The sequence below is a fragment of the Actinomadura hibisca NBRC 15177 genome (assembly GCF_001552635.1).
Taxonomy (GTDB): domain Bacteria; phylum Actinomycetota; class Actinomycetes; order Streptosporangiales; family Streptosporangiaceae; genus Spirillospora; species Spirillospora hibisca.
On sequence record NZ_BCRO01000001.1, the window covers coordinates 184,076 to 198,679 of the forward strand.

Sequence of the window (14,604 nt, forward strand, 5' to 3'; positions counted from 1 at the left end):
ACCGTTCCCCGTCAGGACGGCAGGGCCGCGGCCTCCTCGGCCTCGACCTGGGCGTTCCACTCGCGCTTGGAGGACTGCCAGCCGTCCTCGTCGCGCCCCAGCCGCCAGTAGCCGGAGATCGACAGCTGCGCCAGCGGCAGGCCGCGCTCGACCCGCAGGTGGCGGCGCAGCTCCTTGACGAACCCGGCCTCGCCGTGCACGAAGGCGTGCACGCGCCCGGCCGGGAACTCCAGCTCCCGCACGGCCCGCGCCAGCGCCTCGCCGACCCGGCCGCCGTCGCGGTGCAGCCACACGATCTCCGCGTCGCCCGGCGTCTTGAGGTCCTGCTCCTCGGCGGGCCCTTCCACCTCGATGAACACGCGGGCGGGCGCGCCGTCGGGGATGCGCTCCAGCGACGCGGCGATGGCGGGCAGCGCGCTCTCGTCGCCCGCCAGCAGGTGCCAGTCGGCCTCGGCGTCGGGCGCGTAGCCGCCGCCCGGACCCATGAAGCGAAGCTCGTCGCCGGGCCGCGCGGCCGCGGCCCACGGCCCGGCCAGCCCCTGGTCGCCGTGGTACACGAAGTCGAGCGCCAGCTCGCCGGTGTCGGCGTCCCAGGAGCGCACGGTGTAGGTGCGCGTGGTCGGCCACTGCTCGCGCGGCAGCTCGGCTCGGATCACCGCCATGTCGAACGGCTCGGGGTAGTCCACCCCGGGCTGGAGGAACAGCAGCTTCACGTAGTGGTCGGTGAACTCGCCCGCCGGGAACCCGGCGAGCCCCGGCCCGCCGAGCACCACGCGGATCATGTGCGGGGTGAGGCGTTCGGTGCGCAGCACCGTCGCCGTGGTGAGCTTGGGTCCCTTGCGCGCCGGCTCCGTCGCCATACGCCCTCCCGATCGACGTTTCCGATCAATGACTTAGGTAACCCTAACCTGTAGGGCGCGCCGGTTTGTTCCCGAACCGCCAGGTTCATCGCCGCCGCGCGCCGTCCGAGGACGCCCGCCGGTCACCGGCGTCCGGCGCGCGGGTCCGGCCCGCCGGGCGCGGCCGGAACGCCAGCGCCGTGAACAGCAGCGCCGCCAGCGCCGCGCACGCGAGCAGCAGCAGCCCGACGAAGTAGGAGCCGGACGCCCCGTAGACCGCGCCCATCAGCAGCGGCGGGAAGTAGCCGCCGAGGCCCCCGGCCGCGCCGACCAGCCCGGTGACGCTGCCGACCTTCTCCTGGGGCACCTGCTGCCCGATCAGCGCGAACACGCCGCCGGTGCCCAGGCCCAGCGCGAACGCCAGCAGCACGAACGACAGGCCCGCGCCCAGCTCGGGCGCCGGTTCCAGCGACACCACCAGCGCCATCACGGCCGCGAGCCCGAACGAGACCATCAGCACCGTGCGCGGCCCGATCCGGTCCGACAACACCCCGCCCAGCGGCCGCGCGACCACCGCCGCCAGCGAGAACCCGGCCGCGCGCATCCCGGCGTCGATCGCGTCGAAGTCGTAGACGTTCTTCAGGTAGGTCGGCAGGTAGGTGGAGAACGCCACGAACCCGCCGAACGCCAGCGCGTACAGCAGCGACGTCGACCAGGTGGTCCTGATCCGCAGCGCGTCGCGCAGCCGCGGCAGCACCGGGTCACTGGACGGCCGCCAGCCCGGCGCGTCCCGCGCGGCCAGCAGCACCAGCACGCCGGTCGCCGCCAGCGCCGCCGCGATCACCAGGTGCGCGGGGACGCGGCCGATCCCGTCGGCCAGGCGCGGGGTGAAGAACGCCGACAGCGCCGTGCCGCCCATGCCCGCGCCGAACACTCCGGTGGCGAACCCGCGCCGCGACCTGTCGTACCAGGCGTTGCAGAACGGGATGCCGATCGCGAACGCGGTGCCCGCGATGCCCAGCACGAACCCGCCGAACAACATCGACCCGTAGGAGGAGCCGAAGAACGCCACGTACAACACCGGCAGGATCGACAGGAAGCTGACCGCCGCGAACATCAGCCGCCCGCCGTACCGGTCGGTGAGCGCGCCCACCGGGATGCGCCCGACCGAGCCGACCAGCACCGGGATCGCCACCAGCATCGAGGTCTGGAACGGCGACAGCCGCAGGTCCCGCGCGTAGGCCGCCGACAGCGGCCCGACCAGGTTCCAGGCCCAGAAGTTGATCGCGAACGTCCAGGTCGCCAGCGCGAGGTTGAACCCCGCCCCGCGCCCCGTCGTCCCGGCGGCCCCCGCCGCCGTGTTCCCGGCCGTGCTCCCGCCCGTGCCCCCGGCCGTGCCTCCGCTCGTGCGACCCGCCTCCGGGCCCGGCGCGCCGCCGTCCATCCGTCCCCCCGCTCCTCGGCACCGTGTCATTACTTCGTTCCGTCACCGCTTATCTACCCAGCGTGTGGGAATGATCACCGGCGCGATCTTTTCGGGGGGTCTGATGAGCGACGCGCTGCTGCGCACGGGCCGGTTCTTCGCCGGGGGAGAGGTCTCGCCCGACCACCGGGCCGTCTACCTGCGCGGCGGCCGGGAGGGCGACGCGTTCTACCGGGACCGGTGGAGCCACGACAAGGTGGTGCGGTCCACGCACGGGGTGAACTGCACGGGTTCGTGCTCGTGGAAGGTGTACGTCAAGGACGGCATCATCACCTGGGAGACCCAGGAGACCGACTACCCGTCGGTGGGGCCCGACCGCCCCGAGTACGAGCCGCGCGGCTGCCCGCGCGGCGCGGCGTTCTCCTGGTACACCTACTCGCCCACCCGCGTCCGCTTCCCCTACGCCCGCGGCAAGCTCGTGGAGATGTACCGGGAGGCCCGCGCCCGGCTCGGCGACCCCGTGGCGGCGTGGGCCGAGATCACCACCGACCCCGAGAAGCGCCGCCGCTACCAGTCGGCGCGCGGCAAGGGCGGCCTGGTCCGGGTGGACTGGGAGGAGGCGGTCGAGATGATCGCCGCCGCCCACGTGCACACGATCAGGGAGTTCGGGCCGGACCGCGTCGCGGGGTTCTCGCCGATCCCGGCCATGTCGATGGTGTCGCACGCCGCCGGGTCGCGGTTCGTGTCGCTGCTCGGCGGGGCGATGTTGTCGTTCTACGACTGGTACGCCGACCTGCCGGTGGCCAGCCCGCAGGTGTTCGGCGACCAGACCGACGTGCCCGAGTCGGCCGACTGGTGGGACGCGGCCTACCTGATGCTCTGGGGCTCCAACGTCCCGGTCACCCGCACCCCCGACGCGCACTGGATGGCCGAGGCCCGCTACCGGGGCCAGAAGGTCGTGGTGATGTCGCCCGACTACTCCGACGCGACCAAGTTCGCCGACGAGTGGGTCGCGCCGCACCCGGGCACCGACGGCGCGCTCGGCATGGCCATGGGCCACGTGATCCTCAAGGAGAACTTCGCCGACCGCCGCGTCCCCGCGTTCGCCTCCTACGTCAAGCGCTTCACCGACCTGCCGTTCCTGGTCACCCTGGACGAGCGGGACGGCGCGCACGCGCCCGGCCGCTTCCTCACCGCCGCCGACCTCGGCGAGCAGGGCGACGACGCGCCCTGGAAGACCGTGCTGCTCGACGCCGCCACCGGCGAACCGGTCGTTCCGGGCGGCTCGCTCGGCTTCCGCTGGGGCGAGGCGGGCAAGGGCCGCTGGAACCTCGACCTCGGCGACGTCGACCCGCAGCTCAGCGTCCAGGACGCCGTCCGGCACGCCGGGGAGGCGGCCGCGACCGAGAACGTCGAGGTGCTGCTGCCGCGCTTCGACGCGCCCGACGGCTCGGCCGGGACGTTGCGGCGCGGCGTGCCCGCCCGCCGCGTCGCCGGCCGCCTGGTCACCACCGTGTTCGACCTGATGCTCGCCCAGTACGGCGTCGCCCGCCCCGGCCTGCCCGGCGCGTGGCCCGCCTCCTACGACGACGCCGCCGCGCCCGGCACCCCCGCCTGGCAGGAGGAGATCACCTCGGTCCCGGCCGCGACGGCGGTCCGGCTGGCCCGCGAGTTCGCCGACACCGCCGAGCGCTCCGGCGGCCGCTGCATGATCATCATGGGCGCGGGCACCAACCACTGGTTCCACTCCGACACCATCTACCGGACCTTCCTGTCGCTGCTGATGCTGACCGGCTGCCAAGGCGTCAACGGCGGCGGCTGGGCGCACTACGTCGGGCAGGAGAAGGTCCGCCCGTTCACCGGCTGGGCGCAGCTCGCGTTCGGTCTGGACTGGGCGCGGCCCGCCCGGCAGATCCCCGCCACGCCCTACTGGTACCTGCACACCGACCAGTGGCGCTACGACGGCTACCGCGCCGACGCGCTCGCCTCGCCGCTCGGCCAGGGGCTCTTCGCGGGCAAGCACACCGCCGACCTGGTCGCCCAGTCGGCGCGGCTCGGCTGGATGCCGTTCGCGCCCGCCTTCGACCGCAACCCCCTGGACCTCGCCGACGAGGCCGCCGCCCACGGCAAGGAGCCGGGGGAGTACATCGCCGACGAGCTGGCCGGCGGCTCCCTCGGCCTCGCCGCCGCCGACCCCGACGCGCCGCAGAACTGGCCGCGCGTCCTGACGGTGTGGCGCGCCAACCTGCTCGGCTCCTCCGCCAAGGGCGACGAGTACTTCCTGAAGCACCTGCTCGGCACCGACGCCAACCTCCAGGCCGCCGAGACCCCGCCCGAAGGGCGGCCCGCCGACGTCGCCTGGCGGGACGAGGCCCCGCGGGGCAAGCTCGACCTGCTGCTGTCGCTGGACTTCCGGATGACCTCCACCACCCTGATGTCCGACATCGTGCTGCCCGCCGCGACCTGGTACGAGAAGCACGACCTGTCGTCCACCGACATGCACCCGTTCGTGCACGCCTTCAACCCGGCGGTGGACCCGCCCTGGGAGGCGCGCACCGACCTGGCCGCCTTCCAGGCGATCGCCCGCCGGTTCAGCGAGCTGGCCGTCATCCACCTGGGCGTGCGGCACGACCTGGTCGCCTCGCCGTTGCAGCACGACACGCCGGGCGAGCGCGGCGCGCCCTACGGCGTGGCGGGCGGCACCTCGCCCTCCTACACCGTCGTCGAGCGCGACTACCGGGCCGTCGGCGCGCGCATGGCGGCGCTCGGCCCCAAGGCCGCCGCGGCGGGCCTGCCCGTCAAGGGCGTGGCGTTCCAGCCCGACCGCGAGGTCGAGTGGCTGCGCGAACGCGCCGGGACCGACACCGAGGGCAACCCGCTGCTGGACACCGACACCAAGTGGTGCGAGACGATCCTCGCGCTGTCGGGCACCAGCAACGGCCGCCTGGCCGCGCAGGGCTTCGCGCAACTCGCCGAGCGCACCGGCGTCTCCTACGACGCGCTGATCGAGGAGGGCCGGGAGCGGCGCATCGTGTTCGCCGACACCCAGGCCCGCCCGACGTCGGTGGGGCCGTCGCCGGAGTGGTCGGGCGTCGAGGCGCCGGACCGCCGCTACTCGCCGTTCACCATCAACGTCGAGCAGGACAAGCCCTGGCACACCCTCACCGGCCGGATGCACTTCTACCTCGACCACGAGTGGATGGCCGAGCTGGGCGAGCAGCTCCCGGTGTTCCGGCCGCCGCTGAACATGAACGTCCTGTTCGGCGAGCCGTCGCCCGGCACCGCCACCGCCGGCCAGAGCGGGGACGGCGTGGAGCTCGCCGTCCGCTACCTCACCCCGCACTCCAAGTGGTCCATCCACTCCGAGTACCAGGACAACCTGTTCATGCTGACGCTGGCGCGCGGCGGCCCGTCGGTCTGGATCAGCGTGCCCGACGCCGAGCGCGTCGGCGTCGCCGACAACGACTGGGTCGAGATGGTCAACCGCAACGGCGTGGTCGACGCCCGCGCGATCGTCTCCCACCGGATGCCCGCCGGGACCGTCTACTACCACCACGCCCAGGAGCGCCTCATCGACGTCCCCAAGACCGAGCGCACCGGACGGCGCGGCGGCATCCACAACTCGCTGACCCGGCTGCTGGTCAAGCCCACCCACCTGATCGGCGGCTACGCGCAGCTGTCGTTCGGCTTCAACTACCTCGGCCCGACCGGCAACCAGCGCGACGAGATCACCCTGATCCGCCGCCGCTCGCAGGAGGTGAGCTACTGATGAAGGTCATGGCCCAGCTCGCCATGGTGATGAACCTGGACAAGTGCATCGGCTGCCACACCTGCTCGGTGACGTGCAAGCAGGCGTGGACCAACCGGTCGGGCACCGAGTACGTGTGGTTCAACAACGTCGAGACCCGGCCCGGCCAGGGCTACCCCCGCCGCTACGAGGACCAGGAGCGCTGGAAGGGCGGCTGGACGCTGGACCGCCGGGGGCGGCTGCGGCCCCGCTCGGGCGGTCGCGCCCGCCGGCTGCTGTCGATCTTCGCCAACCCGGTCATGCCGTCCATCGGCGACTACTACGAGCCCTGGACCTACGACTACGAGACGCTCACCACCGCGCCGCTGGGCGACGACGTGCCGGTCGCCCGCCCCTACTCGCTGATCAGCGGCGAGCCCATGAAGGTGGAGTGGAGCGCCAACTGGGACGACGACCTGGGCGGCGGCCCCGAGCTGGCCCGCCGCGACCCGGTCGTGGAGAAGATCTCCGACAGCGTGCGGCTCGACTTCGAGCGCGCGTTCATGTTCTACCTGCCGCGCATCTGCGAGCACTGCCTGAACCCCACCTGCATGGCCGCCTGCCCGTCCGGCGCGATCTACAAGCGCACCGAGGACGGCATCGTGCTGGTCGACCAGGACAAGTGCCGGGGCTGGCGCATGTGCGTCACCGGCTGCCCCTACAAGAAGATCTACTTCAACCACAAGACCGGCAAGGCCGAGAAGTGCACCTTCTGCTACCCGCGCGTCGAGGTCGGCCTGCCCACCGTCTGCTCGGAGACCTGCGTCGGACGGCTGCGCTACATCGGCGTGCTGCTCTACGACGCCGACCGCGTCACCGAGGCCGCGAGCGTCGAGGACGACACCGCCCTCTACGAGGCGCAGCTCGGGGTGTTCCTCGACCCCGCCGACCCCGAGGTGCGGCAGGCGGCCCGCCGCGACGGGGTGCCCGCGAGCTGGGTGGAGGCCGCGGAGCGTTCCCCGGTGCACGCCCTGATCAGCCGCCACCGGGTGGCGCTGCCGCTGCATCCGGAGTACCGCACCATGCCGATGGTCTGGTACATCCCGCCGCTGTCGCCGGTGGTGGAGGCGCTGCGCGGGTCCGGGCACGACGGCGAGAACGCCGACAACCTGTTCGGCGCCATCGACACCCTGCGCATCCCGGTGGAGTACCTGGCCGAGCTGTTCACCGCGGGCGACACCGCGCCGGTCACGCGGGTGCTGCGGAAGCTGGCCGCGATGCGCTCCTACATGCGCGACCTCAACCTCGGCGACCCGGGCGACCCCGACAAGGCCGCCGCCGTCGGGATGAGCGCCCACGAGATGGAGGAGATGTACCGGCTGCTCGCGATCGCCAAGTACGACGAGCGCTACGTCATCCCCACCCAGGCGAGGGCCGAGGCCGCCGCGCTGGAGGAGACGGTGTGCCCGGTCGACTACGAGGAGCCCAAGGGCGACGGCCCGTTCGGCGAGGCGTCGCGCAAGCCCGCGCCCGCGTCGGTGGAGAGCTTCCACGCCCTCAAGGAGCGCCAGACCAGCGGCGCGCTGGTCAGCCCCGACGACCGCCGGGGCCGCGTCAACCTGCTCAACTGGGACGGCAAGGGCCGCCCCGAGGGCATGTTCCCCATGCGCGACGTGGAGGAGGACCGATGAGCCCCGTCGTCTGGCAGGCGGCCTCGCTCCTGCTCGCCTATCCCGGCCCCGATCTGTACGAGCGGCGCGCGATGGTGCGCGAGGCCGTGGCCGGGCTCGGACCGGGACCGGCCGCCGAACGCCTCGCCGCCTTCCTGGACCACCTCGACGCGACACCGCTGGAAACACTGGCCGAGCACTACGTCGAGACCTTCGACCTGCGCCGCCGCTGCTGCCTCTACCTGACCTACTACCGCGACGGCGACACCCGGCGGCGCGGCGAGTCGCTGGCCGCGCTCAAGCGGCGCTACCGGGCCGCCGGGGTCGAGCTGGACAGCCGCGAGCTGCCCGACTTCCTGCCCATCGTGCTGGAGTTCGCCGCGCTGCACGGCGGCGCGGACCTGCTGGCCGAGCACCGCCCCGGCCTGGAGCTGCTGCGCATGGCGCTGCTGGACCGGGGCTCGCCCTACGCCGCGCCCGTCGAGGCGGTCTGCGCGACCCTGCCCGGCCCGTCGCCGCGCGACCGGGCCGAGGCGCAGCGGATGGCCCGCTCCGGGCCGCCCGCCGAGAACGTCGGCCTGGAACCGTTCACGCTGGGAGCGACCCGATGAGACTGCTGCTGTGGGTGGCGCTGCCCTACGCGGCCATCGCGATCCTGATCGTCGGGACCGTCTGGCGGTGGCGCTACGACCAGTTCGGCTGGACCACCCGGTCCTCGGAGCTGTACGAGAGCCGCCTGCTGCGCGTCGGCAGCCCGCTGTTCCACTTCGGCCTGGCCTTCGTGATCCTCGGCCACGTCATGGGCCTGCTGATCCCCGAGAACTGGACGGAGGCGGTGGGGGTCTCCGAGGGCGCCTACCACGCGGTGTCGTTGTGGGGCGGGGCCGCCGCGGGGCTGGCGGCGCTGGCCGGGATGGCGATCCTCATCTACCGCCGCCGCGCCACCGGCCCGGTCTTCTCGGCCACCACCCGCAACGACAAGCTGATGTACGTGCTGCTGGGCGGCTCGCTGCTGCTGGGCTGCGCGGTCACGATCATCGAGAACGGCGTGCGCGGCGGCTACGACTACCGGCAGACCGTCGCGCCGTGGTTCCGGGGCATCTTCCTGCTGCGGCCCGACCCGGACCTGATGAACGGCATCCCGTGGTTGTACGGCTTCCACGCGGTGTTCGGGTTCCTGCTGGTCGCGCTGTTCCCGTTCACCCGCCTGGTGCACGCCTTCTCCGCGCCGTGGCGGTACGCCTTCCGGCCCTACATCGTCTACCGCAGCCGCGACGGGCGGGGCCCCGCCACCCGCGACCCGGCGCGCGGCTGGCAGCCGATCACCCGCCGCTGACCGCCCCACACCACTACCCGGTCCCGATCGCCCCGAAGCGCACGCGCCGTGCCAGCGCGGGCGGCGCGATGTTGGCAGCACTTGCAGGTTGACCCGGTTTGTCCCGTCTACTTACCGTCGCGTCAGTTGTGTCTCACGTCACGCCGCCCTCAAGGAGGAGACATGGCGGAAAGACTGAGATTTTCCTCGCTGGCCCGGGAGCTGTCCGCCGAGTTCGCCGGGACGCTGATCCTCATCCTGTTCGGCGTCGGTGTGGTCGCCCAGGTGACCGCGGGCAACATCGGCGGCCAGAACACCCTCGGCGACCACGACAGCATCGCCTGGGCCTGGGGCATCGCCGTCGTCCTCGGCGTCTACGTCTCGGCGGCCGTCAGCGGCGGCCACATCAACCCGGCGGTCACGTTCGCGCTCGCGGCGACCAAGCGGTTCCCGTGGTCCAAGGTCGCCCCGTACACCCTGGCGCAGACCGCCGGGGCGTTCGTCGCCGCGCTCATCGTGCGGTGGAACTACACCGAGGTTCTCGCCAAGGCCGATCCCGGCCACACCATCAAGACCCAGGGCGTGTTCTCCACCCTGCCGGGCAACGGATCGTTGCCCGTCAGCACCTGGGGCGCGTTCCGCGACCAGATCATCGGCACCGCGATCCTGCTGTTCGTGGTGCTGGCCCTCACCGACGCGCGCAACCGGCCGCCGCTCGCCAACCTCACCCCCGTCGCCATCGGCCTGCTGGTCGTCGCGATCGGCATGGCCTGGGGCGCCGACGCCGGGTACGCCATCAACCCCGCCCGCGACTTCGGGCCGCGCCTCGCCCAGTTCCTCACCGGCTACGGCGGCGCCTGGCGCGACCAGAACGGCGACCTCTACTTCTGGGTGCCGATCATCGGGCCCCTGATCGGCGGCGTGGTCGGGGCCTTCCTCTACGGTCTGCTCATCGGGCGGAACCTGCCGCCCGAGCCCGAGCCCGCCCCCCGCGAGGACGAGCACAAGCCCGAGTACGACGTGCGACCCTGATCGCCACGCCCCCCCACCGAAGCAGAAAGCGAGAGTCGGATGGCCGACTTCGTCGGAGCGCTGGACCAGGGCACCACCAGCACCCGATTCATGATCTTCGACCACGGCGGCAACGAGATCGCCCGCCACCAGCTCGAACACCAGCAGATCCTGCCGCGCGCGGGCTGGGTCGAGCACAACCCCACCGAGATCTGGGAACGCACCCGCGCGGTCATCGAGACCACCCTCAACCAGGCGAACCTGACCAGCTCCGACCTGGCCGCGTTCGGGATCACCAACCAGCGCGAGACCACCGTGGTGTGGAACCGCCGCACCGGCCGCCCGTACCACAACGCGATCGTGTGGCAGGACACCCGCACCGACCGCATCGCCTCGGCGCTGGAGCGCGACGGCCGGGGCGAGACGATCCGGCACCGCGCCGGGCTGCCGCCCGCCACCTACTTCTCCGGCGGCAAGATCCAGTGGATCCTGGAGAACGTCGACGGCGTCCGCGCCGCCGCCGAGAGCGGCGAGGCGATCTTCGGCAACATCGACACCTGGGTGCTCTGGAACCTCACCGGCGGCACCGACGGCGGCGTGCACGTCACCGACCCCACCAACGCCAGCCGCACCATGCTGATGGACCTGGAGACCCTGGACTGGGACGACCAGCTCCTGTCGTTCTTCGACATCCCGCGCGCGATGTTGCCGGAGATCAGGCCGTCCTCGGCGCCCGACCCCTACGGCCTCACCCGCGAGCACGGCCCGCTCGGCGGCGAGGTGCCGCTCAGCGGCATCCTGGGCGACCAGCAGGCCGCCACCGTGGGCCAGGTGTGCTTCGCGCCCGGCGAGGCCAAGAACACCTACGGCACCGGCAACTTCCTGCTGCTGAACACCGGCGGCGACCTGGTGCGTTCCAAGGCCGGGATGCTCACCACCGTCTGCTACAAGTTCGGCGACCAGGACCCGGTGTACGCGCTGGAGGGCTCCATCGCCGTCACCGGCTCGGCGGTGCAGTGGCTGCGCGACCAGCTCGGCATCATCTCCGGCGCGGCGCAGAGCGAGGCGCTGGCGGCGCAGGTGGAGGACAACGGCGGCATGTACTTCGTGCCCGCCTTCTCCGGCCTGTTCGCGCCGTACTGGCGCAGCGACGCGCGCGGCGCGATCGTGGGCCTGTCGCGCTACAACACCAACGCGCACCTGGCGCGGGCGACCCTGGAGTCGATCTGCTACCAGTCGCGCGACGTGGTGGAGGCGATGCGCGAGGACTCGGGCGTCTCGCTGGACGTGCTGAAGGTGGACGGCGGCGTGACGGCCAACGAGCTGTGCATGCAGATGCAGGCCGACATCCTCGGCGTCCCGGTGTCCCGCCCGGTGGTGGCCGAGACCACCGCGCTGGGCGCGGCGTACGCGGCGGGCCTCGCGGTCGGGTTCTGGAACAACACCGACGAGCTGCGCCAGAACTGGAACGAGGACAAGCGCTGGCAGCCCTCCTGGGACGAGGAGAAGCGCGAGGAGGGGTACGCGGGCTGGCGCAAGGCGGTCGAGCGCACCTACGGCTGGGTGGACGTGGACTGACCCCGGCCGGATCGACGCCCGGACGCCGCGCGGCGTCCGGGCGTTCGCCCTCCCGGAAGGGTCACCGCTGCTGGAGGCGCTCCCGCACGGTGTCGATGACGCGCATCACCGCCACCGACTCCTCCAGCGGCAGCAGCGGCGACTCGGTCAGCCCGGCGCGCAGGCAGCGCGCCACCTCCTCGGCCTGGTAGGTGTAGCCGTGCCCCGCCAGCCCGGCGGTCATCGTCTCCGGCTCGGCGCCGGTCCGCACCAGCGTCATCGCGGTGGGGCGGTAGAAGGGGGCGGCGATCTCGACGCGGCCCTTGGTGCCCACGACGGTGGCCGCGTGCGGCGAGTCGCCCATCAGCCCGCAGTGCAGCAGCGCGATCCCGCCGCCCCGGTAGCCGAGCAGGATGCCGGTGTTGGCGTCCACCCCGGTGGGCGCGGGCGCGGCGGTGGCCTGGACGGTGTCGGGCGGGCCGAGCAGCGGCCAGGTGAACGACAACACGTAGCAGCCGAGGTCCAGCAGCGCGCCGCCGCCGAGGCCGGCGTCCCACAGGCGGCTGTGCGGGTCGAAGGCGGGCGCGATGGAGAAGTCGGCGTACACGGCGGTGACCTCGCCGATCGCGCCGTCGGCGACCAGGTCGTGCAGGCGGCGGACCAGCGGGCTGAACCGCGTCCACATGCCCTCCATCGCGAACACGCCCTTGTCGCGGGCGATACGCGCCAGGGACTCGGCGTCGGCGGCGGAGGTGGTGAACGGCTTCTCCACCAGGACCGCCCGCCCGGCCTCCAGGCACTGCCGGGCGGGCTCGTAGTGCATGGGGTGGGGCGTGGCGACGTAGACGACGTCCACCTCGGCGTCGGCGGCGAGGTCGGCGTAGGAGCCGTGCGACCGCGCGATGCCGTAGCGCCCGGCGAACGCCTCGGCGGTCCCGGCGGCCCGCGACCCCACGGCGGCCACGGTGTGGCCGGGCAGCGTCAGCAGGTCCTCGGTGAAAACGGCGGCGATCCCGCCGGTGCCCAGGACGCCCCAGCGGATCGGTGTCCTGTCCCGGCCTTCCCGTCCGGTTCCGCGCCCGTCCTCGTTCCCCGCCGTGACCTCGTTGTTCTCGCTCATACCGATGATCGTACGCAGCGCCGCGCCGGTGACCGGGCCCTACCGCGGGCAAAAACGATCACCTAGCATCGCCGTGTCACAGCGCCGTGCCGGAAGGACCCCCCCATGATCCGACGTCTCGCCGGAGCCGCGAAGGGCTGACCCGCCCGGACCGCGCCCCTGAGCCGTGCCCCGCGCCCGCGCCCCGGCGCGGGGCACGGCCCTTTCCGCGTGGTCAGTCGTCCTGCCGGTCGCGCCGCAACTCGCGCGCGACCAAGCCGTACAGCACCAGGTCGAACGCGAGCCACGCCGTCGAGGCGAACTGCCCGTAGGAGAAGCCGAACATCCGGGTGATCACCATGTCCACCAGCACCGCCCAGCGCAGCCGCTTCAGCAGCGTCTCCGGCCGGTCGCGCGGCGCGGACGCGGCGGCGACGGCGAAGCCCGCCGACACCAGCGCCGACACCGCCGTGCCGATCGAGGTGACCTCCGAGACGGTGTCCAGCGAGGCGATCAGCTCGGGCGGGTCGGTGACCCGCGCCAGGTAGGACACCACGACGGTGACGCCGGGCACGGCCTGCGCGACGAACACCAGCGCGACCAGCGCCACCACCCAGCGGCGCCGGATCCAGCGGCCACCGACGTCGGCCGCGTGGCGGGCCCACCGCACCGGCGCGGTGACCTCGTGGTGCGGGGCGGACGGGGCGGGCGCGTCGCCGGAGTGGCGGGCCACCACCAGCCGCACCAGCGCCAGCACCACGAACGACAGGTAGATGACCGCGCCCGCCGGCTGGTAGAAGTAGTCGTTGTCGCTGGTGATGAACTTGCCGACCTCGTCCACGAACAGCCCGTAGCCGACGCCGCCGAGCAGCGCCACCCAGCGGCGGGCGCGGCGGCCGTCGTACAGCAGCGCCAGCACCAGCGCGACCAGCATCAGCAGGCCGCCCCACAACACGTGCGAGATGTGCAGGCCGTCCCCGCCGATCTTCGGGTAGCCGGTCACCTCCAGGTAGCCCCGGGTCAGCAGGACGGTGCTGATCCCGGCGAGGACGAACCACTCCAGCAGTTCGCCCCCGCGATAGGCGCGCGGCAGTCTCCGATGTCCCCCCATGCCCCAAGGCTAGGCGAGGGGCCGGAAGGGGCCGCAGGTCAGGGCGTCGCGAGGGCGGCGCGGCGGGGCCGCCAGGTCGCCATGAGGGCCAGCGCCAGCAGGATCTCGGCGAAGTCGCCGCCGTAGTACATCAGCTCCGCGCCGCCCCGCACCTGCGCCGCCGGGGCGTCCACGTCCAGCAGCCCGGCGTACAGCAGTTGCGACAGCGTGGCGTGGGCGGCGATCGCGAGACCGAGCACCACCAGCCGGAACGGCGCCGACGGGCGGTGCGGCGCGGGGTCGGGCCCGGCGACCGACCAGGCGAACACGCAGCCGGAGACCAGGAAGTGCAGGTGCACCAGCTCGTGCAGCAGCGGGTTCGCGGCCGTGGCGTGGTACAGCGGCGTGCCGTAGAGCACGTACAGGCCGCCCGCGCTGAACAGCAGCGCGGTGACGGGATGGGTGAGCGCGCGCACCGGCGGCAGGTTCAGCACGCGCACGAGCCGCCGCCCGCCGTCGCCGCCGAGCGTCCGCAACGCCAGCGTCACCGGCGCGCCCAGCACCAGGCCGAGCGGCGCGTACATGCCGATCAGCAGGTGCTGGAGCATGTGCCCGCGGAAGTCCGCGTGGGCCTCGGCGGCCAGCGGCGGAGCCAGGGCGAGCGCCAGCAGGGCGCAGCCGAGCGTGAACGCGCCGGTCCGCCACGGGCTCCAGCGCCGCCCGCCCTGATGCCACAGCCGCGTGGCGGCGGCGAGGTAGCAGGCCAGGAGCAGGCCGACCGCGAGCAGGGGGAGGGACAGGCCTGCGCCTTCGTGCGCGTGCCCACCGTGGGCGAGTTCGTGGGCGAGGGGGAGCGGGGCTAGGGGCATGGGG

General features: G+C 73.0%; 11 protein-coding genes. 6 read left to right on the top strand and 5 right to left on the bottom strand.

Features of this window, described 5'->3' with window-relative positions; genetic code table 11:
- Positions 1-11 precede the first annotated feature (11 nt).
- Both AH6_RS00855 and AH6_RS00860 read right to left on the bottom strand, forming a co-directional pair.
- Positions 12-860, bottom strand: coding sequence for a siderophore-interacting protein (locus AH6_RS00855; protein WP_067471752.1), 849 nt, complete (start codon positions 858-860; stop codon positions 12-14).
- Between the two features lie 85 nt (positions 861-945).
- Entirely contained in the window at positions 946-2,283 is a 1,338-nt protein-coding gene (locus AH6_RS00860) for a nitrate/nitrite transporter (protein WP_067471755.1), read from the bottom strand.
- 103 nt (positions 2,284-2,386) lie between these two features.
- On the opposite strand from AH6_RS00860, the gene AH6_RS00865 reads away from it, so the two are divergent.
- From AH6_RS00865 to glpK, 6 genes are all read left to right on the top strand, one after another.
- Positions 2,387-6,031: a nitrate reductase subunit alpha gene (locus tag AH6_RS00865; protein WP_083982088.1), complete on the top strand. Its 3,645-nt coding sequence runs from the start codon at positions 2,387-2,389 to the stop codon at positions 6,029-6,031.
- Positions 6,031-7,680, top strand: coding sequence for a nitrate reductase subunit beta (narH, locus tag AH6_RS00870; protein WP_067471758.1), 1,650 nt, complete (start codon positions 6,031-6,033; stop codon positions 7,678-7,680). Before AH6_RS00865 ends, narH begins: the two co-directional genes overlap by 1 nt.
- A complete protein-coding gene (gene narJ, locus AH6_RS00875; protein ID WP_067471761.1) occupies positions 7,677-8,270 on the top strand; it encodes a nitrate reductase molybdenum cofactor assembly chaperone in 594 nt (197 codons plus the stop codon). The genes narH and narJ overlap by 4 nt, the downstream gene beginning before the upstream one ends.
- The gene (narI, locus tag AH6_RS00880; protein ID WP_067471764.1) at positions 8,267-8,995 is read left to right on the top strand and encodes a respiratory nitrate reductase subunit gamma; all 729 of its coding nucleotides are present in this window, start codon (positions 8,267-8,269) and stop codon (positions 8,993-8,995) included. Before narJ ends, narI begins: the two co-directional genes overlap by 4 nt.
- A 162-nt stretch (positions 8,996-9,157) precedes the next feature.
- Positions 9,158-10,006, top strand: a complete 849-nt coding sequence (locus AH6_RS00885) for an MIP/aquaporin family protein (RefSeq protein WP_067471767.1) — start codon at positions 9,158-9,160, stop codon at positions 10,004-10,006.
- 39 nt (positions 10,007-10,045) lie between these two features.
- Positions 10,046-11,563, top strand: a complete 1,518-nt coding sequence (gene glpK / locus AH6_RS00890; RefSeq protein ID WP_067471771.1) for a glycerol kinase GlpK — start codon at positions 10,046-10,048, stop codon at positions 11,561-11,563.
- Positions 11,564-11,624: 61 nt separating this feature from the next.
- Here glpK and AH6_RS00895 read toward each other — a convergent pair whose 3' ends face one another.
- From AH6_RS00895 to AH6_RS00905, 3 genes are all read right to left on the bottom strand, one after another.
- Positions 11,625-12,662: a Gfo/Idh/MocA family protein gene (locus AH6_RS00895; protein WP_083982089.1), complete on the bottom strand. Its 1,038-nt coding sequence runs from the start codon at positions 12,660-12,662 to the stop codon at positions 11,625-11,627.
- 214 nt (positions 12,663-12,876) lie between these two features.
- Positions 12,877-13,752, bottom strand: a complete 876-nt coding sequence (locus tag AH6_RS00900) for a hypothetical protein (RefSeq protein ID WP_067471774.1) — start codon at positions 13,750-13,752, stop codon at positions 12,877-12,879.
- Between the two features lie 38 nt (positions 13,753-13,790).
- The gene (locus tag AH6_RS00905; RefSeq protein ID WP_067471777.1) at positions 13,791-14,600 is read right to left on the bottom strand and encodes a cytochrome c oxidase assembly protein; all 810 of its coding nucleotides are present in this window, start codon (positions 14,598-14,600) and stop codon (positions 13,791-13,793) included.
- Positions 14,601-14,604: the final 4 nt, after the last annotated feature.